The following is an 18,843-nucleotide window of genomic DNA, read 5'->3' as shown; positions in this document are numbered from 1 at the left end:
ATAGGGAGACTGACACATGCCGCTCTGGTTCTTTCCCGCCCTGATGGGCGTCCTCACCGTCATCAGCCTAGTGGCAGGCATCTGGCTGCTACTGCATCTGCAGGATCTGGCTGCGACCTTTTCCGGGCGTGCCGATGGCGAGATGGTCCGTGGCCCCGGCAAACGCCGCGCATCGAAGGGGAGCGTGTGGCTGGCACTTATCGCCTTCAATGCGGGGTGGATCGGCTGCCTGCTGATCTGGATGCTCGTCATCGGCGGCGAGGCCAATACGGTGACCGACGCCGCCGCGTGAGGCGTTGCCGGGTTCGTGCACTTGCTGACCGCGAGGCAACACATCCGGGCGAAAGATGGATCGAAATGCGCTCTTGCAGGTGTTACGGCGCCCGCAATCGTCGCATTCCCCCTCCATTTGCCCCGAAAGTCCGCCATGCCCGCCTCGCCGTTTCGCCGGTTCGACAAGATCCACAATGTCCGCGATTTCGGCGGGTTCGGAAGCGCCGGGGGCGGCAGGGTGAAGCGCGACCTGCTATGGCGGGCAGGGCACCAGGCCGATGCCAGCGATGCCGATCTCGAAGCCTTGGATGCACTCGCGCTGGCGCATGTCGTCGACCTGCGGGGAACCAGGGAGCGCGCCAAGTGGCCGAGCCGCCGGTCCGAGCGCTTCGATGCCCAGGTGATCGCCTTCGAAGGCGAAACCGCCGGGCTTGCGCCGCACATGGAAGCGGTGAAGGGCGCGCTCGACGTCGACAGCGCGCGGCAGGCGATGATCGACCTCTACGCCGCACTGCCCGAGCGCGAAGGTTTGAACGCGGTCATCCCGCGCTATTTCGCTGCGCTCGCCGAAGGGAAGGGCGCGAGCCTCGTCCATTGCGCGGCGGGCAAGGACCGCACCGGGATCGCCTGCGACCTCGTGCTCCATGCGCTCGGCGTCCATCCCGACGACCGGATGCAGGATTACCTGCTGACCAATTCGGCGCCCGACAACGAGGAACGGATCGCGCACGGCCTGTCGATGGTGGGGGAGAAATACGGTATGCGTGATGCGGAAGCGGGGCGCGTGATCATGGGCGTCGAACCGGCCTTCCTCGAGGCCGCGCGCGCCTCGCTGGTCGAAGCCGAAGGCTCGATCGACGCCTATCTCGAGCGCCGCTGGGGCGTCGACGAGGAGATGAAGGCGAAAATGCGGGGACACCTCTGCGAATAAGTCGGATGCGGATTTGCGCATGAGGCCGCGCGCAACTATCTCGGCCCCTCACACGAAATCGACGGGTAGTCATGGCAGTTCACAAGACCAAAATGCTTATTATCGGCTCGGGCCCGGCGGGGCTTTCGGCCGCGATCTACGGCGCGCGCGCAGGGATGGAGCCGATCGTCGTCCAGGGCATCCAGCCCGGTGGCCAGCTGACCATCACCACCGATGTCGAGAACTACCCCGGCTTTCGCGACGTGATCCAGGGCCCGTGGCTGATGCAGGAAATGCAGGCGCAGGCCGAACATGTCGGCACGCGAATGATGTGGGACACGATCACCGAGGTCGTCACCGACCAGGGCAGCCCGTTCCGCGCGATCGGCGATGGCGGCGACGAATATGTCGGTGACACGCTGGTGATCGCCACCGGCGCGCAAGCGAAATGGCTATCGGTGCCGGGCGAGGCCGAACTGGGCGGCAAGGGCGTCTCGGCCTGCGCGACCTGCGACGGGTTTTTCTATCGCGGCAAGAAAGTCGCGGTGATCGGCGGCGGCAACACCGCGGTCGAGGAAGCGCTCTACCTCACCAACCATTCGGACGACGTCACGCTGATCCACCGCCGCGACGAGCTGCGGAGCGAGAAAATCCTTCAGGATCGCCTGTTCGCCAACGACAAGATCACCCCGCTGTGGAACAAGACGGTCGAGCGGTTCGAGGGCGGCGACAAGCTCACGCACCTCGTGCTGCGCGACACGCAGACGGGCGAGGAATCGACACTCGTGGTCGACGGTGCCTTCGTCGCGATCGGCCATGCGCCCGCGACCGAGCTGTTCAAGGACAAGCTGCCGATGGACGAGAGCGGCTATTTGCTGGTCGAGCCCGGCACGCCCAAGACCGCGATCCCCGGCATCTTCGCCTGCGGCGACGTGATGGACCATACCTATCGCCAGGCGGTGACCGCGGCGGGGACCGGCTGCATGGCGGCGCTCGATGCCGAGCGTTTCCTCGCAACCGCGGAATTCAGCGCGAAGGAAGCGGCGGAATAATCCGTCAATCTTCCAGAAGCTTGACGAGATTTTCTTCGAGCCATTCGAGACTCTTTGGCTCGATAAAGGCGTGCGATGCGTCGTCGCAAACGGCAATCCGTCGATCGAATTTGGGCCAGCTGCCGCGGAATTGCTGACCGGTCCGGTCGCGCCCGGCGATCAGGATCGAAACCGGGCCCTCGAACCGAGCCAACCCCGTGCGCAGATCGTCGACCAGACCGGAGGGCTTCGGGGCGGGGCGGAGCATGGCGAGAAGCGATTTCACCACCGCGCCGAACTTCACCTCGCCGCGCAGAACGCGCTTGATCGCCGAACCGCTCTTGAGGCGCCGGCGATAATGCGCGCGTAGCGTTTGCGGGTTGGTCTCGGGCGCTTCGTCGTCCTCGAACGTCCACGGATTCGCCAGCGCGAGCGCATCGGCACCGCCACCGCCTTCGAGCATCAGCAGGCTCGCGGCGTCGCAATTCCCGTACGCGACGATCCGCTCGACCGATGGGGCCTCGGTGCGGAAGGCGGCGAGGGCGGCGGCGAGATCGTCCCCCGCGCCGCGATAGCCGCGATTCTCGCCCTCGCTGTCGCCGATGCCGCGCCGGTCGTAGCGAAACACCGGAAACCCGCGCGCCGCGATCCGCGTTGCGAGCGCGGCCTGGATTCCTGCCGGGCCCGAGCGGATCTCGTTCCCGCCACCGACGATGAGCAGGCCGACAGGGCGTGAACCTTCGTCGAGTGTGGCGAGACACGCGTCATCGCCGACCGTGAAGGAGAGGTGCCGCCGGGTCATGCGGTCAGCTCCCTGGCAACGATGGCCGCCAGCGCATCGGCCTGTTCGGGCGCGTCGCCGGGTTCGGCGCGCAGCCACATCCCGCCGCCGCCGACCGCGTCGCGGTCGATCGTCGCAAGACCCGGTCGGACGGGTACGTGGCGCTGGGTGAGAGCCGCGATCATCGATGCCCCCAACCGGTATCCGGCGAGATCGATTCCATCCCGCAGCCCACGCTCGAGCAGCATAGTGGCGTTTTCCTCGCGCCCCGCTTCGCGCGCGGCGATGGTGCGGCTGCGCAGCATCCGGTTGAGCGTCTGCGCACCGGCTACCGGTGCGTAGAGCAAGCCGGGGAGGTCGACGGGAACGAACATCGCGCCCCCGCGCACGCCGACGACATGGGTGGCGCGGAAGTGCTCCGCGGCGGCGCTCGCGGCGCTCTGCCAGCCCTCCGCATCCTGCCGCTCGAGTTCTGCAGTGCTCTCGTTCGTCCCGGGCAGGTCGATCAGGAAGCTGTCGATGTCGGCGCGATCGAGCCGACGCATCGTCTCGACGAGGAGACGGCGCATCTTGTTCATCTCGTCGAACAGCGGCGGGACGATGAGCAGCCGGCTGGTGCGGGCGCGGTCGATGGCAAAGGTGTATTCCGGGGGGGTCCCCCCGGTTGCGGCATAGCGCGCGATCAAGCCGCCGCCGCGCATTTGGCGCGCACGAAATCGCGCAGCCCGCCGAAGGTCTCGAGCATCTCGCCATCGACATCCTCGTCGTCGATCACGATCCCGAAACGATCTTCGATCTCGGTGAGCAGCGTGGCGACGGCCTGGCTGTCGAGCTCGGGCAGGTGCCCGAACAGGCCAGTCTCGGCGTCGAATGCGGCGACGCGCTCGGCGTCGAGCGCGAGGATATCGGCGAGGACCTGGCGCAGCTTGGCGTCGACGGGATCGTCGATCGCGCTTTCTATCGCATTTTCGGTGGCATGGCTGGTGGCCATCGGAGCTCCCTCGGCGGCGTTGGCGGGCCTGTAACCGCCCTTTTCCCCTCCGGCAAGCCGGGCTTTCAAAGCGTTCCGCACAAGCACAGGCCAGTTGCGCCAATGGCGCGGATCATGTGCCTCGATTCGGTAGCGCGGTCGCGCACCTTCCATCCAGTCGCGCTTGTAGCCATCGTCCCCGGTGCCGAAATCGACCGTCTTCACGTGGTCCTCGTCGATCGCGTCGCGCATCATCGTCGCGGTCAGCACCGAACCCGGCGAGAGGCGCTCGGCATCGGGTAGGTGGGCGAGCTTGTGGATGTAGGCGGTGGCGCGCTCGACGGTCCATAACTGCGCCGCGATCGGGCGCTCATCGGAGTCGTAGGCGAAACCGAACCGCAATCGTCCCTCCGCTGCCTCGGCTTCGGCAAAGGCGCGCCAGAAGGAGAAGGATGCCTCTTCGGGCTTCCAGCTGGCGCGGTAGATGGCCTCGTAGCTGCGCCAACGCGCGTCGTCGACGAAGCGGGTGGTTTCGGTCACGACCTTCCTACCCTTGCGCGCAATCGTGGTACGCAGTCGCCCCGGCCGTGCCGCGAAGTAATCCTCGAAAGTGCGCCCGTCGACATCGAGCCAGTGATTGGTGTCGTCCTGCTCGCACGAGACCGACCATCCCGCGCCACGGAGTGCTTCGCACACCGGTTCGACGACGCCGCTTTCGACCGGGAGGCGGTCGAGCGTCAGGCGAGAGAATCGGCGCCTTAGATCGCGGGCCAGCGGCGTGACGAGTTCGGCGAGCGCATCGGGTCCGCTGGCCAGCGGACGGGCCGTGAAGCTGTAGAAATTCGCCAGCGATCGCGAGGACCTGCCGGTGCGAGCGAGCGGCCAGACCAGCGCCCGCTCGCCGTCTACGGCGAGCGCGACGATCGGATCGATGCCGCATTCGCGCTGCAACAGCGCCCACCATTCGGGCCGATCGAACGGCGCGTGCGCCTGCGCCAGAGCGAGGGTGGCGCGCGGATCGGCTTGCAGTTTGCCGATATCGTCGAAATACTCGATTGCGACAGTCATCGCCGGTTCGAAAGGCCCCCTCAACTGCGACCCTTACCGCCATCGCGTCCGCTCGACCACCTCGCATTGATGGGCCAGCCCGACGCGCCGGCCCTGCGGCTGCGCGATCGCGTGCTGAGCTATGCCGAGCTCGAGGGCAACGTCGCGCGGCTCGCGGCGTGGCTGGCGCAGCGCGTCGAAGCCGGGGCTCGCGTCGCGAGCTGGGCGGCGAAAGGCCGGCTGACCTGCGTGATGCCGCTGGCGGCGGCGCGGGCCGAGCTCGTCCATGTGCCCATCAACCCGCTGCTCAAGCGCAGCCAGGTCGCGCACATCCTGGCCGATAGCGGGGCCGAATTGCTGGTCGGCAATCACGGTCGGCTGGTAACCCTCGAACCGGGCGATTTCCCGGGCGAGATCGTCGAGGAACGGACCGCGCTCGAGGAGGCCGACGCGCTGTCGGATGGGTTGGAACCGGGCGAAGGCGCGCCGCACGACCTCGCCGCGTTGCTTTACACCAGCGGTTCGACCGGGCGGCCCAAGGGCGTGATGCTCAGCCATGCCAATTTGTGGCTGGGGGCCGAAAGCGTGGCGCAATACCTCGCGCTCGAAGGGTCGGACCGGGTGCTGGGCGTGATGCCGCTGAGCTTCGATTACGGCCAGAACCAGTTGCTGTCGGCCTGGTATGCGGGGGCCAGCGTCGTGCCGCTCGATTACCTGTTCCCGCGCGACCTGATGAAGGCCGTGGAGGAGCACCGCATCACCACGCTCGGCGGAATGCCGCCGCTATGGCACCAGTTGCTGACCCTCGATTGGCCGGACGACGCCAAGGCATCGTTGCGCCGGCTCACCAATACCGGGGGCGCGATGGGCGAAGCGCTGGTGCGGCGGCTGTGTGACCAATTCCCGGACGCCGCACTGTTTTCGATGTACGGCCTGACCGAGGCCTTTCGCGCGGCCTATCTCGATCCGGCGCTGGTCGATGCGAAACCCACTTCGGTGGGCCGGGCAGTCCCGCATGCCGAACTGTTCGTGGTCGATCCTGCGGGCGAGCCGGTTGCAGCGGACGTGGAGGGCGAGTTGGTGCAATGCGGACCGCTGGTTGCACAAGGCTATTGGCAGGCGCCGGAGAAGACCGCCGAGCGCTTTCGACCGGCGCCGCGCGCATCGCAATATGGCGGGACCGCGGTATGGTCAGGGGACCGGATGCGCCGCGATGCCGACGGCGACCTGCATTTCGTCGGGCGCGACGACGCGATGATCAAATCCTCGGGCAACAGGATCAGCCCGCAGGAAATCGAGGAGGCGGCGATGGGAAGCGGATTGGTACGTCAGGCGATCGCCTTCGGACTGCCCGACAAGGCACTCGGCCACCGCATCGCGCTGGTCGTTTCCGCCGATGTCGAACGAGCCGAAGAACTATCCGATATCCTGCGGAAAGAATTGCCGACTTTCATGCAGCCCCATGTCATAAAATGGCGCGATAGCCTGCCACATACGCCCAATGGGAAGCTCGACCGCAAGCGGGTCCTGGCGGAGTTGGCGTCATGAAGCCGCTCGGGCCGGTCCCCGCCGGATTTGCGGCTGTCGACGGCGAATTGGCGCTTGGCGGCGTCAAGATATCGGAGTGGCTGGCCGAGGCCGGTGACACGCCGATTTTCCTCTATTCGGGCGATATGATCGCCAAGCGGATCGAAGCTTTGCGAACCGCTCTGCCTGACAGGATCGAGCTAAATTATGCCGTAAAGGCAAACCCTTGGCCGCCTCTTCTCGAATTCATCGAACCGCTGGTCGATGGGTTCGATATCGCTTCGGCAGGCGAATGGCTGCTGCTCGACGAGGCCGGGATTGCCGCGCGCCGCACCAGTTTTGCCGGACCGGGAAAGCGCGACGAGGAATTGCGTACGGCAATCGAGGCCGGGGTCACGCTCAATTGCGAAAGCGCGGGCGAGGCCGACCGCGCGCTGGCGATCGGAGAACGCCTCGGGCGCGCGCCGCGCTTGGCGATCCGCGTCAATCCCGATTTCGAGCTGCGCGGCTCGGGGATGAAGATGTCGGGCGGGGCGAAGGTCTTCGGGGTCGATGCGGACAAGGCGGCGGGGCTGGCGCGGCGCGTTGTCGATGCCGGGGTCGACTGGCAGGGGTTTCACATCTTCGCCGGGAGCCAGTCGCTCGACGCCGATGCGATTTCCGAGGCACAGCGCAATACGATCGATCTCGCGCGTCGGCTGGCGAACGAGGCCGGGATCACGCTGCCCAAGCTCAATCTCGGCGGCGGATTCGGCATCCCGTATTTCGCGGGGGACGAGCCGCTCGATCTGTACGCGGTGGGCGAGAAGCTGCACGAGATCGCCGCGCCGGACGTGCTTCCGGGCACGCGGTTGGTACTCGAGCTCGGACGTTACCTCGTCGGGCAGGCCGGGGTGTACCTGACGCGGGTCGTCGACCGGAAGGAAAGCCAGGGCGAGACCTTCCTCGTCATCGATGGCGGGCTCCATCACCAGCTAGCCGCGAGCGGCAATTTCGGCGCGGTGGTCAAGCGTAACTATCCGATCGCCGTGGCGCACCGGTTCGACGCCGAGCCTGAGGAAGTGGTCAATATCTGCGGCTGCCTCTGCACACCGCTCGACCGGCTGGCGACTCAGGCGCATCTACCGCGGGCCGAGGTCGGCGATCCGATCGCGATCTTCTGCGCAGGGGCTTACGGTGCCACCGCCAGCCCGATGCACTTTCTCGGGCATGGCCCCGCGCGAGAAATGCTCGTATAAGCGTCCCGAAACGGGACTGGATCGCAGAATCACAGGGAATCCAAGCGTTAGGCCACCCAAGGCTAACGCTATGTTCACCATTTTCCGCGATAGCCCACATACAGAAAACCCGGCCTGCGGCCCGTTCGCTCTCGGCGTGCGTGCGGCAAGGTGTCGGAAAACAAGGTGTAAGCGATGACGATCCGAACCCGAGTAGCCGCGCTGTTCGCACTCTTGCTTGCCCCGCTCGCGCTCGGCGCGTGCAGCGGGACTTCGGGCGCTCCCGAGCTGCCGCCAGCGCGTTTCGTCGCCTTGCAGGAGGGGCCGGGCGAGGAATACGTCATCGGCCCGCTCGACGAGCTGACGATTTTCGTCTGGCGCAACGAGGAGCTCGGCGCGAAGGTCCAGGTCCGTCCGGACGGGCGCATCACGACCCCGCTCATCCAGGACATGCCTGCGGTCGGCAAGACCCCGACCATGCTGGCCGAGGACATCAAGCTGGCGCTGTCCCAATATATCGACGAGCCGCTGGTTTCGGTTATCGTCAACAAGTTCGCCGGCACCTTCAGCCAGCAGATCCGCATCGTCGGCGCGACCGAGAAACCCGCCTCGATCCCCTATCGCGCGAACATGACCGTGCTCGACGCGATGATCGCGGTCGGCGGCCTGTCCGAATATGCCAGCGGCAACAAGGCCAAGCTTATCCGCTTCGACAAGACCGCCGGCACCCAGCGCGAATATTCGCTGCGCCTGTCGGACTTGCTCAAGGACGGAGACAGCAGCGCCAACGTGCTGCTGATGCCGGGCGACGTCATCATCATCCCCGAAAGCGCGTTCTGAGGGCGCCCCGGGTGAACGGCCAGGAACCATGAACGGCATGTCCTCCATCTATGACGAGTTGCGCGCGGCTGCGTTCACCGTCTGGCGGCGCAAGTGGCTCGCGCTCGCGGTGGCGTGGGGCACGTGCACGCTCGGCTGGATCCTCGTCGCGCTGGTCCCCAACAGTTACGAATCGCGCAGCCGCATCCTCGTCCAGCTCGAAGACCCGCTCGCGCAGCAGGTTGGGATCGGGGTCCAGGACCGCCGCCGCGAAATCGATCGCGTGCGCCAGACGCTGACCGGTGCGCTCAATCTCGAGAAGGTGGTGCGTTCAACCCGGCTCGGGGACGACGTGAACAGTGCGCGCGAGATGGAAAGCGCCGTGCTCGCCCTGTCGAACAACATCGAGGTATCGAGCGAGCAGGACAATTTGTTCGTCATCACGGGGAAAAGTGGCGACAGCAGCCTCTCCGATTCCGAAAATGCATTGCTGGCGCAGGATATCGTCCAGAAGATGATCGATATCTTCCGCGAGGAAAACCTCGCCGGTGGCCGCGGCGAACTGACCGAGACGCTGGCCTTCATGGACCAGCAGCTGGAAGAGCGTTCGAAAGAGCTCGAAGCGGCAGAACAGCGCCGTCTCGCGTTCGAATCCTCCAACCCCGAGTTCGCGCTCGGCGGCGGTGCCCTCGTCCAGCGGCTCGAAGCGGCGCGGTCGCAATTGCGTGCGGTCGAAGCCGATCTCGCTGCGGCGCAGAGCGCGCTCAGCGCGATTAACGCACAGCTCGCCTCGACGCCGCGCCGGATCGTTGGCGGCGGGGCGGACAATTCGATCGCCGGTTCGGTCGCCCGGGCCAAGGCCGATCTCGCCGCGATGCGGGCCCGGGGTCTGACCGACAATCATCCCGACGTGATCGCCCAGAAGAACCAGATCGCGAGCATGGAAGCGCAGGCGCGGGCCGCCGGCGGTGGGGGCGCCCAGGGCCAGCTCAACCCGGCCTATTCGACGCTCGAGTCGCTTCGCGCCGACCGGCAGGCCAGCGTGCTCGCACTGCAGACGCGCAAGGCCGGGCTGCAGGCCGAAGTCGCCGACCTCTCGTCCAAGCAGTTCAGCAACCCGCAGCTCGCCGCGGAGGCGCAACGCATCGGGCGCGATTACGACGTGCTCAAGGACCAGTACGACAAGCTCCTGCGCGACCGCGAGGAACTGCGCCTGCGCGGGCAAGTCGAGACCGAGCGCAGCGCGGTGAAATTCCAAGTCATCGACCCGCCGACGACGCCCGTTTCGCCCGCCGCGCCCAATCGTCCGCTGCTGTTGATCGGCGTCTTGATCGCCGGGATCGGGGCCGGGATCGCAGCGGCCTTCGTGATCGGCCAGCTTCGCTCGACTTTCGCCACCACAGCGCAGCTCGAGAAATCGCTCGGCCTGCCGGTGCTCGGGGCGATCACCCATACCTGGACGCAGTCGGGCCGTGCGTTGCGCGCCAAGCGGCTCAAGCTCTTCTACGCCGGCAGCGGTGCGCTAGCCGGGGTCTGCGTGCTGCTGCTTGCGGCCGAGTTCATCCAGCGTGGCATGGTGGCGTGAGGGAGAAGGACGACATGAACGACCAGACCCCCATTCGCCAGGGCGAGGCGCGCGACGAGAAGCCGCGCGACAAGGCACAGCCCTCGCTGCTCGAGCGCGCTTCGGCGCGGTTCGGTTTCGACGGCTTCGCCTCGCCCAAACTGCCCGATATCCCGGTGCCCGACAAGCGGCGGGCCCCCGCACGACCGGCCGCCGCACCGGCAGCTTCTGCCTCCGACGAAGCACCTGCAACGAAGGACGATGCGCCGCGCAACGAGCGCGCGCCGATCGGACCGCCGCTGGTCTTCTCGGGCAAACCGCAAGCGCTCGATCGCGACCTGCTCCACGAAACCGGGATGATCGTGCCCGACGGGTCGGTCAGCGCGCTGCTCGAGGAATTCCGGATCGTGAAGCGCGAGCTGTTCGCGAAATCGACGATGTTGCGCGGCAGCGACGATCCCAGGCTTCGCAACAAGGCCAACCGGGTGCTCATTTCCTCCCCGCTGCCGGGTGAGGGCAAGACCTATTGCGCGACCAATCTCGCGCTCGCCATTGCGGCCGAGAAAGAAAGCGAAGTGCTTCTCGTCGATGCCGATTTCGCCAAGCCCTCGGTGCTTTCGACCCTCGGCCTCGAGGGTGGGCCCGGCTTGATGGACGCGCTGGTCGATCGCGACATGAATATCGCCGACTGCGTCATTCCGACCGACCTGCCGGGGCTCAACGTGCTTCCCGCCGGGCGCAGCACCGGATCGGACACCGAATACCTGACCACCCGCCATGCGCGCGAAACGATCGAAAGCCTGGGCCGTGGTGCGGCGCAAAGGATCGTGATTTTCGACAGCCCACCCGCTTTGGCGGCTTCGCCCGCGGCCGAGCTCGCCAAGCTGGTCGGACAGACGCTGGTGGTGTGCCGGGCCGATACGACCGGTCGCAGCGCCCTTGAAGACACCGTTTCGCTGCTGTCGGGCTGCAAGGATATCGAATTGCTGCTGAACGCCGTCCAGTTCAGCCCTTCGGGCCGTCGTTTCGGTTCCTATTACGGATACGAGGTGTGACCATGCGTATCGTACCCCTGCTTTCGGGCGCCGTAGCGCTGGCCGCGATCACCGCGACGCCGCTTCAGGCGCAAGCGATCGGCGCGGAAAGCGTGGTCGACGAGGACACCGGCACCGACGGTGATATCTCCGCCTCCACGCGGCGCGGACCGCGCTATTCGATCACGCCCTATATCGAGGCCCAGCAGGTCGCGCTGTTCCAGATCCGTCCCGGCGACGACGTCGCGACCTATTCGGTGCTCGCCGCCGGAGTCGACATGACCGCCGCGGCCCGCCGCGTGCAGGGCGGGCTGTCGCTGCGCTACGAGCGCCGCATCCAGTGGGACGACGATATCGGCGATAGCGACACGGTGAGCGGGATCGGTCGCGTGGCCGTCGCGGTCGTGCCCGATACGCTCCAGATCGAGGCCGGCGGCCTCGCCACCCGCACGCGGACGGACGGTGCCGCCTTTCCCGGCCAGCTCGATATCGGCGACAGCGTCAGCCAGGTCTATTCGGTCTATGCCGGTCCCAGCGTCCAGACCCGGGTCGGCGACGTGACCGCGCAGGCTTCCTATCGCGCGGGCTACAGCAAGGTCGAAGCGCCGAACGCGATCGTTTCGGCGACCACCGGCGACCGCGTCGACCTGTTCGACGAGAGCACCACCCACCAGGCGACCGCGCGGGTCGCGTCGGCTCCCGGCGGGGTCCTCCCCGTGGGCGTCGGCGTCGGCGGCTCCTATTACCGCGAGGACGTCTCCAATCTCGACCAGCGGGTCGAGGACATCCGGCTGCGCGCCGACGTGACGCTCCCGGTTTCGCCCACGCTCGCCTTCGTCGCTGGGGTCGGATACGAGGATGTCGAGGTCTCCGGACGCGACGCCTTGCGCGATGCTGCCGGCGATCCCGTGATCGGGCCCGACGGGCGTTTCGTCACCGATCTCGCTTCGCCGCGCATCCTCGCCTACGATGTCGAGGGCGTGATCTACGATGCAGGGGTCCTCTGGCGCCCGAGCCGACGGACCGCGCTGCAGGCGACGATCGGCAAGAAATACGGCACGCTCAGCTTGACCGGCAGCTTCAGCTGGCAGCCGACCTCGCGTACCTCGCTCAATGTCGGGGTCTACGACACGGTCACCGGCTTCGGCGGCAGCCTCGTCAATTCGCTCGCCTCGCTGCCGACCGATTTCGGGGTGATCCGCAACCCGGTCACCGGCGAACTTTCGGGCTGCGTGATCGGTACCGAGGGCGGCAATTGCGTGAGCGGGGCCTTCGGCAATTTGCGCGCCGCGGCCTATCGCGCGCGGGGCGTATCGGCCGGTTACAATGTCGATCTCGGCACCGCGCAGGCCGGGATCGCCGCGGGCTACGAGCGGCGCGAGCTGATCGGATCGCAGGGAACGGTCTTCGCCGATCTCAATGGCCTGATCGACGAGACCTATTTCACCACTGCCTATCTCGGCGGCAAGATCGATCGCCGGTCGGGCTATTCCACCAACGCCTATCTCTCGCTGTTCGATGCGGCAGATCAGGCCGGTGGTGGCCTGAATGGTGCAATCGGCGCACAGGCAGCCTATTATCGCGAGCTGATCGACAACCTTTCCGCCACCGCGGCGGTCGGGATCGACGGCGTCGAGCTGGAAGACGCGGTCGATGTCTGGACCGCCTCGGCACGGCTCGGCCTGCGTTATTCGTTCTGATCCAGGGGCACTGAAGCATGTACGAAGAATATTACGGCCTCAAAGCGCGCCCCTTCGCGCTCGCGCCCGATCCCGATTTCTACTTCGAGAGCGTGACGCACAAGAAGGCGCTGTCCTATCTCGGCTACGGGCTGTCGCAGGGCGAGGGCTTCGTTGTCGTCACCGGCGAAATCGGGTCGGGCAAGTCGACGCTGGTCGCGCACTTGATGAAGAAGATCGACCCGGCGCGGCTGACCGCGGCGCAGATCGTCACCACCTCGCTCGAGGACAAGGACCTGCTGTCAGTGGTCGCCAATGCCTTCGGGATCGACCTGCCGAGCGGGGACAAGCCGCGTGCGCTGGGCGCGATCGAGGCGTTCCTGCATGACGAGGCGCGTGAAGGCCGCCGCTGCCTGCTGATCGTCGACGAGGCGCAGAACCTTTCGATCGGCGCGCTCGAGGAATTGCGCATGCTGTCGAACTTCCAGCTCGGCGCGCATCCGCTGCTGCAGACGCTGCTGCTCGGCCAGCCCGAGTTTCGGCAGAAGATCGAGGCCCAGAGCCTCGAACAATTGCGCCAGCGCGTGATCGCCTCGCACCACCTGACGCCGATGGGCGAGGACGAGGTCGAGGAATACGTGCTCCACCGCCTGCGGGTGGTCGGCTGGGAAGGGCGGCCCGAATTCACCGACGATGTCTTCCCCGCGCTCTACCAGGCGAGCGAGGGCGTTCCGCGGCGGATCAACCAGATCTGCCAGCGCCTGCTGCTCGCCGCGTCGGTCGAGGAAACCGACACGATCGACCTCGACATGTTCGATCGCGTGCTCGACGAGATGGAGAGCGAAGGCCATTCGGCGGTCGAGGATCACGCCGAACGCCAGGAAAAGCCCGTCCATGCCCCGACCAAGGTCGAAAAGGCCGCTGCGGCCGAAGCCTCTTCTGTGCGAGGGGCGAACACGCAGGACGTGCTGCACCAGCTGGCCGAACGGCTCGCCTCGCTGACCGCGGCACCGGCGGAAAACGGGGCGGGTCGCGACCACGAGGCGCGCGAGGCGATCGCGCGGATCGAGGCAAAACTGGAGCAGCTCGGCGCGGAAGCCGATCCCGACGCCGCGCGCGCCATCGCCACGCTCGAAGCGCGCTGTGCGGCACTCGAGGAAGCGAATGACCGCCTGTCCGAGCGCCTGACCGAGCAGGAGCAGACGCTCCGCCATACGCTCACCATGCTGATCGAATGGATCGAAGGCGGTGAAGATTCGCGCAAGATCGCCTGATCGCGATATAGGCTGAGCCATGGACACGCCGCGCCACTCTCCGACCGGGCCGACCAACGGACTTTCCGTCGACGTCGAGGAGTGGTTCCAGGTCGGCGCGTTCGAGAACGTGATCGATCGCGGCGACTGGGGCGAAATCGGCGACCGGGTCGAACGCAATGTCGACGCGATCCTCGAAATGTTCGACGAGGCCGAGGTCAAGGCGACCTTCTTCACGCTGGGCTGGGTCGCTAAGCGGCATCCAGCCGTCATGCGCCGGATCGCCGAACACGGCCACGAGATCGCCAGCCACGGCTGGGATCATGCGCGCGTTTTCACGCTGACCAAGGAAGAATTCGCCGAGGACCTGAAACGGACCAAGGCCGTGCTCGAGGACGCGACCGGGTTTGCGGTGACGGGCTACCGCGCGCCAAGCTTCTCGATCGATGCGCGCACCCCGTGGGCCTACATGGTGCTGGCCGAACAGGGCTACGCCTACAGTTCCTCGGTCGCGCCGGTGGTGCACGATCACTATGGCTGGCGCGAGGCCCCGCGCTTCGCCTTCCGCCCGCTGGCCTATTCGAACCTCGTCGAGATCCCCGTCACGACCGCCGAATTCGCCGGGCGACGCCTCGCCGCGGGTGGCGGCGGCTTCTTCCGAGTGCTGCCCTATGCCTTTTCGCGCTGGGCGATCCGCCAGGTCAACCGGCGCGAGAACCGCCCCGCGGTCTTCTACTTCCACCCGTGGGAAATCGATCCGGGCCAGCCGCGGCTCGAGGGCGCACCGCTCAAATCGAAGCTGCGCCACTACACCAATCTCGACAAGATGGGCGACAAGCTGCGCCAGCTGGTGCGCGAATTTCACTGGGGACGGATGGACGTGCTCGCCGCGCGCGAGGCCGGGCGCGCGACCGACCTGGCGGCGTGACCATGCCGTTCGCCGCCGATAGCTGCGCGCTCCGGATTGCCGATCCGGACGATGCGGCCGCCGCGCGTTTCGTGGCCGATCATCCTGCCGCACAGCTGTTCCACCGCCCTGCCTGGTCGCGGGCGGTCGAGGCCGCGACCGGACACCGCGCCGAGGTGCTGGTGGCCGAAGATGCACAGGGCGTCGCGGGGGTCGTGCCGTTCAACATTATCCACTCGCCGGTCTTCGGACGCATGATCGCCGCCTCTGGCTTCGGGGTCGGGGGTGGTGTGCTGCTGCGCGCGGGCGCGCGCCCGGCGCCGTTCTTCGCCGCGCTCGAGGAGCTGGCGCTTCGCGAAAACTGCCCGACGGTCGAATTGCGCGGCGGTGCCATGCCGCAAACGCGCGCCGGCTGGTCGATCCGCACCGACAGCCATGCCAATTTCGTGCGCGACCTCGCCGCCGACGACGAGGCCGAACTGCTCGCCATCCCGCGCAAGCAGCGCGCCGAAATCCGCAAGGGATTGAAGCAGGACTTCGCGATCGAGATCGGCAGCGGACGGCGCGATCGCGATGCGCATTACGCGGTCTATGCGACCAGCGTCCGCAATCTCGGTACGCCGGTCTTCCCGCGCGCGCTGTTCGAAGAGATGCTCGACCGCTTCGGCGACGATGCCGATATCCTCACCGTCCGGCACCAGGACGAGCCGGTCGCCAGCGTGCTGAGCTTCTACCATCGCGGCACGGTCATGCCCTATTGGGGGGGCGGGACCTGGGCAGCCCGGAACCTGCGTGCCAACGAACGGATGTATTTCGAGCTGATGCGTCATGCCCGGAGCCGCGGCTGTACACGCTTCGATTTCGGTCGCTCGAAGACCGCCAGCGGGCCCTTCGCGTTCAAGAAGAACTGGGGGTTCGAGCCCGAACCGCTGTCCTACGCCAGCTGGACCGCGCCGGGTGCCGAACGCCGCGATGCCGATCCGACGAGCGAGAAGCACGGGCTCGCGATCCGGTTGTGGCGGAAGCTACCGCTCCCCATGGCGAACCGGATCGGTCCGTGGATCGCCACCGGGCTGGGCTGACGCGATGGGTGACATACTCTTCCTCGCGCATCGGATCCCGTTTCCGCCGAACCGCGGCGACAAGATTCGCTCGCACCATGTCCTGAAGGCGCTGGCCAAGCTCGCGCCGGTCCATGTCGGTTGCCTCGCCGAGAACGCCGCCGACCGGGCGCAGGAGCAGGAGCTGGCAGCGGTCGCCGAAAGTCATTGCCTCGCCGACCGGAAGGGGGCGCTGCCCCTCGACGGGTTCAGGGCGCTTGCGACCGGACGCCCGTTGAGCGAGGCGACCTTCGGGTCACGCAAGCTCCGGCGCTGGGTCCAACGCACGCTCGCCACGCGGCAGGTCGACGCGATCTACGTATTCTCGGGCCAGATGACCCAATACCTGCCCGATCGCTTCGAAGGGCGGCTGGTGGTCGATTTCGTCGACGTCGATAGTGCCAAGTTCGAAGCCTATGCCAAGGATGGCGGCGCGATGGCACCGATCTGGCGGCGAGAAGCAGAAAAGCTGCGGGCGCTCGAAGCGGAATTCGCCGCCCGCGCCGATCACGCATTGCTCGTGACCGAGGAAGAGGCCGCACTGTTCCGCGAGCGCCTGCCCGAGGGGTGCGACGCCGATATCCGCGTGCTTCGCAACGGGATCGACACGGTGCTGTTCGATCCGGCGCGGGTGAAGGTGAACCCGTTGGTCGGGAAGGAGATTCCGCGGCTGATCTTTACCGGCCAGATGGATTATCCGCCCAACGTCGCCGCCGCGGAACGCCTGGCGAAGCGCATCCATCCGCTACTGCGCGAAGAGGTATCGGTCCACATCGTCGGCCGCGATCCAACACCGGAAGTCCGCGCTCTCAAAAGCGAGCATGTCTGCGTATGGGGTGCGGTTGCCGATATCCGGGATTATCTGTGGGGGGCGGATATTGCCGCCATCCCGCTCGAAGTCGCGCGCGGGGTACAGAACAAGGTGCTCGAGGCGATGGCGATGGGACTGCCCTGTGTCCTAAGCGAGGGTGCAGCTACGGGAATACCCGCGCAAGACGGGCGAGATTTCGCGATCGCCCGCAGCGACGAGGAATTCGCCGCGAAGATCGATCGTTTGGCGGTCGACCTGCCGCGCGGCCGGGAGATGGGCAGCAACGCGCGTCGCTGGGTGGTCGAGCATGCGAGCTGGGAATCGGCGCTGGCGGCGCTTCCCGGATTGATGGGCAGGGAGGCACCGGCATGAGCGAGCTCGCCGCCCGCCGCCGCGCTATCTGGGATAGCCTGCCCGCTACATGGCGTGGCCCCGCCGCGCGGCTCGTGGCGAGCTGGCTCGCGCTGATCGTCCTGTTCATGCCCGATTGGGCCGACATGGCCGACCAGTGGTGGAACGCCTCGACCTACAACCACATCCTGTTCGTGCCGCTCATCTCGGCCTGGCTGGTGAGCCTGCGTTGGCCGCAATTGCGTCAGCTGGAACCGCATGCTTGGTGGCCTGGCCTGGTCCTCGTCGGCGGCGCGGCGCTCGTCTGGCTTCTGGGCGCGTTTTCGGGCTTCAACCTCTTCCGCCATTTTGGCGCCGTGGCCTTGCTGCCGGCGAGTGCCGTCGCGCTGCTCGGGCCGCGCGTGACGCTCGGCCTGCTGTTCCCGCTGGCCTACCTCATGTTCCTCGTTCCGTTCGGCGACGAACTGGTGCCCGCGCTGCAGATGATCACCGCCGAAATCTCGATCGGCCTAGTCCATGCGAGCGGCGTGCCCGCGATCATCGACGGGGTATTCATCGAAACCCCGGTCGGGGTGTTCGAGGTCGCCGAGGCGTGCTCGGGGGTCAAGTTCCTCGTCGCGATGGTCGCGTTCGCCACCTTCGTCGCGAATCTGTTCTTCCGGAGCTGGTGGCGGCGGGCGGGCTTCATGGCCTTTGCCGTGGTGGTGCCGATCGTCGCAAACGGGATCCGCGCCTGGGGAACGATCTATATCGCGCAGTCGCAGGGCGTCGAGTTCGCCGCCGGGTTCGATCACATCGTCTATGGCTGGGTGTTCTTCGCGCTGGTGTTGGTGCTGGTGCTCGCGCTGTCGTGGAAATTCTTCGATCGCGAGGCCGACGACCCGATGATCGATGCCGAGGCGATCGCAGAACGCGATCTCGGACCACTCTCGCACGGGCAGGCGCGACCTCTGCTCCTGCTGCTGGCGACGGGTGCGATGGTCCTTGCGGTGCAGCTCTGGGCCGGTTCCGCCAATGCGATGGAAGCCTCGGTACCCGAGCGGATCGATCTCCCCGCGGTCGAGGAGTGGGAGCAGATCGACTACGCGCCCGCGCTGGCGTGGGAGCCTAAGGCCGCGGGGGCGCAGCATCGCCTGCTCGGCCGCTATCGCGACGGGCAAGGTCGGACGCTCGACGTGTTCGTCGCGCTTTTTGCTACGCAGCGCGAAGGGGCCGAGCCCGGCGCCTTCGGGCAGGGCGCGCTCGATCCTGCGTCCGACTGGGCGTTCAACGGCGAGGGCGCCCCGATCGCCGACGCCAAGAGCGAGATGTTGCTCGGCGCGGGAAGACAGGGCCGCGCTGCCGCGACCTTCTACCGGGTCGGCGACCGGCTGACCGGCAGCCGCGCCGCGCTCAAGCTCGCCGCGATGCGCGATCGCCTGCTGCTCGATCCGCGCCCGGTAACGATGCTGGTGCTGTCGCCCGAGACCCGCGACCCTGACGAGGCGGCGGCCATTATCGCCGATTTCCGCGAAGCGACCGGTCCGCTCGGGACATGGCTGGACCGCTTGACGGCGGGCGGCTAGGCGA

The 18,843-nt window shown here is 66.9% G+C and carries 17 protein-coding genes; 14 read left to right on the top strand and 3 right to left on the bottom strand.

Features of this window, described 5'->3' with window-relative positions; translation table 11 throughout:
- Nucleotides 1-16: 16 nt before the first annotated feature.
- The 3 genes from T8S45_RS05480 to trxB all read left to right on the top strand — a co-directional run bounded on the left by T8S45_RS05480 (nucleotide 17) and on the right by trxB (nucleotide 2,235).
- Nucleotides 17-292, top strand: coding sequence for a hypothetical protein (locus T8S45_RS05480; RefSeq protein WP_322294971.1), 276 nt, complete (start codon nucleotides 17-19; stop codon nucleotides 290-292).
- Between the two features lie 135 nt (nucleotides 293-427).
- Nucleotides 428-1,204, top strand: a complete 777-nt coding sequence (locus T8S45_RS05475) for a tyrosine-protein phosphatase (protein WP_322294970.1) — start codon at nucleotides 428-430, stop codon at nucleotides 1,202-1,204.
- A 71-nt stretch (nucleotides 1,205-1,275) separates the two neighbouring features.
- Nucleotides 1,276-2,235 (top strand): thioredoxin-disulfide reductase, encoded by a 960-nt coding sequence (trxB, locus tag T8S45_RS05470; protein WP_322294969.1) that lies wholly within the window; start codon nucleotides 1,276-1,278, stop codon nucleotides 2,233-2,235.
- A 4-nt stretch (nucleotides 2,236-2,239) separates the two neighbouring features.
- Here trxB and T8S45_RS05465 read toward each other — a convergent pair whose 3' ends face one another.
- The 3 genes from T8S45_RS05465 to T8S45_RS14185 are packed head-to-tail and all read right to left on the bottom strand — an operon-like array spanning nucleotide 2,240 to nucleotide 5,033.
- Nucleotides 2,240-3,016, bottom strand: coding sequence for a hydrolase 1, exosortase A system-associated (locus tag T8S45_RS05465; protein WP_322294968.1), 777 nt, complete (start codon nucleotides 3,014-3,016; stop codon nucleotides 2,240-2,242).
- On the bottom strand, nucleotides 3,013-3,696 hold the full coding sequence (locus tag T8S45_RS05460) for an alpha/beta hydrolase family protein (protein ID WP_322294967.1): 684 nt from the start codon (nucleotides 3,694-3,696) through the stop codon (nucleotides 3,013-3,015). Before T8S45_RS05460 ends, T8S45_RS05465 begins: the two co-directional genes overlap by 4 nt.
- Nucleotides 3,678-5,033, bottom strand: coding sequence for a GNAT family N-acetyltransferase (locus tag T8S45_RS14185; protein ID WP_407654929.1), 1,356 nt, complete (start codon nucleotides 5,031-5,033; stop codon nucleotides 3,678-3,680). Before T8S45_RS14185 ends, T8S45_RS05460 begins: the two co-directional genes overlap by 19 nt.
- Before the next feature lie 24 nt (nucleotides 5,034-5,057).
- Between T8S45_RS14185 and T8S45_RS05445 the strand changes: the two genes are divergently transcribed.
- The 11 genes from T8S45_RS05445 to xrtA all read left to right on the top strand — a co-directional run bounded on the left by T8S45_RS05445 (nucleotide 5,058) and on the right by xrtA (nucleotide 18,839).
- Nucleotides 5,058-6,560, top strand: a complete 1,503-nt coding sequence (locus T8S45_RS05445) for an acyl-CoA ligase (AMP-forming), exosortase A system-associated (RefSeq protein ID WP_322295193.1) — start codon at nucleotides 5,058-5,060, stop codon at nucleotides 6,558-6,560.
- The gene (locus tag T8S45_RS05440; RefSeq protein ID WP_322294966.1) at nucleotides 6,557-7,777 is read left to right on the top strand and encodes a pyridoxal-dependent decarboxylase, exosortase A system-associated; all 1,221 of its coding nucleotides are present in this window, start codon (nucleotides 6,557-6,559) and stop codon (nucleotides 7,775-7,777) included. The genes T8S45_RS05445 and T8S45_RS05440 overlap by 4 nt, the downstream gene beginning before the upstream one ends.
- A 174-nt stretch (nucleotides 7,778-7,951) precedes the next feature.
- Nucleotides 7,952-8,596, top strand: coding sequence for an XrtA/PEP-CTERM system exopolysaccharide export protein (locus T8S45_RS05435; protein ID WP_188641994.1), 645 nt, complete (start codon nucleotides 7,952-7,954; stop codon nucleotides 8,594-8,596).
- Between the two features lie 37 nt (nucleotides 8,597-8,633).
- Nucleotides 8,634-10,160 (top strand): XrtA system polysaccharide chain length determinant, encoded by a 1,527-nt coding sequence (locus tag T8S45_RS05430; RefSeq protein ID WP_322294965.1) that lies wholly within the window; start codon nucleotides 8,634-8,636, stop codon nucleotides 10,158-10,160.
- A 14-nt stretch (nucleotides 10,161-10,174) separates the two neighbouring features.
- Nucleotides 10,175-11,194 (top strand): AAA family ATPase, encoded by a 1,020-nt coding sequence (locus T8S45_RS05425; protein ID WP_322294964.1) that lies wholly within the window; start codon nucleotides 10,175-10,177, stop codon nucleotides 11,192-11,194.
- 2 nt (nucleotides 11,195-11,196) lie between these two features.
- A complete protein-coding gene (locus T8S45_RS05420) occupies nucleotides 11,197-12,873 on the top strand; it encodes a preprotein translocase subunit YajC (protein WP_322294963.1) in 1,677 nt (558 codons plus the stop codon).
- Between the two features lie 17 nt (nucleotides 12,874-12,890).
- Nucleotides 12,891-14,126: an XrtA/PEP-CTERM system-associated ATPase gene (locus T8S45_RS05415; protein WP_322294962.1), complete on the top strand. Its 1,236-nt coding sequence runs from the start codon at nucleotides 12,891-12,893 to the stop codon at nucleotides 14,124-14,126.
- A gap of 19 nt (nucleotides 14,127-14,145) precedes the next feature.
- Nucleotides 14,146-15,033 (top strand): XrtA system polysaccharide deacetylase, encoded by an 888-nt coding sequence (locus T8S45_RS05410; protein ID WP_188641989.1) that lies wholly within the window; start codon nucleotides 14,146-14,148, stop codon nucleotides 15,031-15,033.
- On the top strand, nucleotides 15,030-16,094 hold the full coding sequence (locus tag T8S45_RS05405) for a FemAB family XrtA/PEP-CTERM system-associated protein (protein ID WP_407654928.1): 1,065 nt from the start codon (nucleotides 15,030-15,032) through the stop codon (nucleotides 16,092-16,094). The genes T8S45_RS05410 and T8S45_RS05405 overlap by 4 nt, the downstream gene beginning before the upstream one ends.
- A gap of 4 nt (nucleotides 16,095-16,098) precedes the next feature.
- On the top strand, nucleotides 16,099-17,295 hold the full coding sequence (locus tag T8S45_RS05400; RefSeq protein WP_322294961.1) for a TIGR03087 family PEP-CTERM/XrtA system glycosyltransferase: 1,197 nt from the start codon (nucleotides 16,099-16,101) through the stop codon (nucleotides 17,293-17,295).
- Entirely contained in the window at nucleotides 17,292-18,839 is a 1,548-nt protein-coding gene (gene xrtA / locus T8S45_RS05395; protein WP_322294960.1) for an exosortase A, read from the top strand. Before T8S45_RS05400 ends, xrtA begins: the two co-directional genes overlap by 4 nt.
- Nucleotides 18,840-18,843: the final 4 nt, after the last annotated feature.

Origin of the sequence: Pseudoblastomonas marina, from assembly GCF_034374265.1 — a bacterium.
Classification (GTDB): Bacteria; Pseudomonadota; Alphaproteobacteria; order Sphingomonadales; family Sphingomonadaceae; genus Alteriqipengyuania_A; species Alteriqipengyuania_A marina.
The sequence above is the reverse complement of the archived record's forward strand: the minus strand, read 5'-3'. Positions and strand labels throughout refer to the sequence as shown.

Bases quoted from the DNA above. Each gene is read 5' to 3' on its own strand.
- T8S45_RS05480 (WP_322294971.1), top strand. From the start codon at position 17: ATGCCGCTCTGGTTCTTTCCCGCCCTGATGGGCGTCCTCACCGTCATC.
- T8S45_RS05475 (WP_322294970.1), top strand. From the start codon at position 428: ATGCCCGCCTCGCCGTTTCGCCGGTTCGACAAGATCCACAATGTCCGC.
- trxB (WP_322294969.1), top strand. From the start codon at position 1,276: ATGGCAGTTCACAAGACCAAAATGCTTATTATCGGCTCGGGCCCGGCG.
- T8S45_RS05465 (WP_322294968.1), bottom strand. From the start codon at position 3,016: ATGACCCGGCGGCACCTCTCCTTCACGGTCGGCGATGACGCGTGTCTC.
- T8S45_RS05460 (WP_322294967.1), bottom strand. From the start codon at position 3,696: ATGCGCGGCGGCGGCTTGATCGCGCGCTATGCCGCAACCGGGGGGACC.
- T8S45_RS14185 (WP_407654929.1), bottom strand. From the start codon at position 5,033: ATGACTGTCGCAATCGAGTATTTCGACGATATCGGCAAACTGCAAGCC.
- T8S45_RS05440 (WP_322294966.1), top strand. From the start codon at position 6,557: ATGAAGCCGCTCGGGCCGGTCCCCGCCGGATTTGCGGCTGTCGACGGC.
- T8S45_RS05435 (WP_188641994.1), top strand. From the start codon at position 7,952: ATGACGATCCGAACCCGAGTAGCCGCGCTGTTCGCACTCTTGCTTGCC.
- T8S45_RS05430 (WP_322294965.1), top strand. From the start codon at position 8,634: ATGTCCTCCATCTATGACGAGTTGCGCGCGGCTGCGTTCACCGTCTGG.
- T8S45_RS05425 (WP_322294964.1), top strand. From the start codon at position 10,175: ATGAACGACCAGACCCCCATTCGCCAGGGCGAGGCGCGCGACGAGAAG.
- T8S45_RS05420 (WP_322294963.1), top strand. From the start codon at position 11,197: ATGCGTATCGTACCCCTGCTTTCGGGCGCCGTAGCGCTGGCCGCGATC.
- T8S45_RS05415 (WP_322294962.1), top strand. From the start codon at position 12,891: ATGTACGAAGAATATTACGGCCTCAAAGCGCGCCCCTTCGCGCTCGCG.
- T8S45_RS05410 (WP_188641989.1), top strand. From the start codon at position 14,146: ATGGACACGCCGCGCCACTCTCCGACCGGGCCGACCAACGGACTTTCC.
- T8S45_RS05400 (WP_322294961.1), top strand. From the start codon at position 16,099: ATGGGTGACATACTCTTCCTCGCGCATCGGATCCCGTTTCCGCCGAAC.
- xrtA (WP_322294960.1), top strand. From the start codon at position 17,292: ATGAGCGAGCTCGCCGCCCGCCGCCGCGCTATCTGGGATAGCCTGCCC.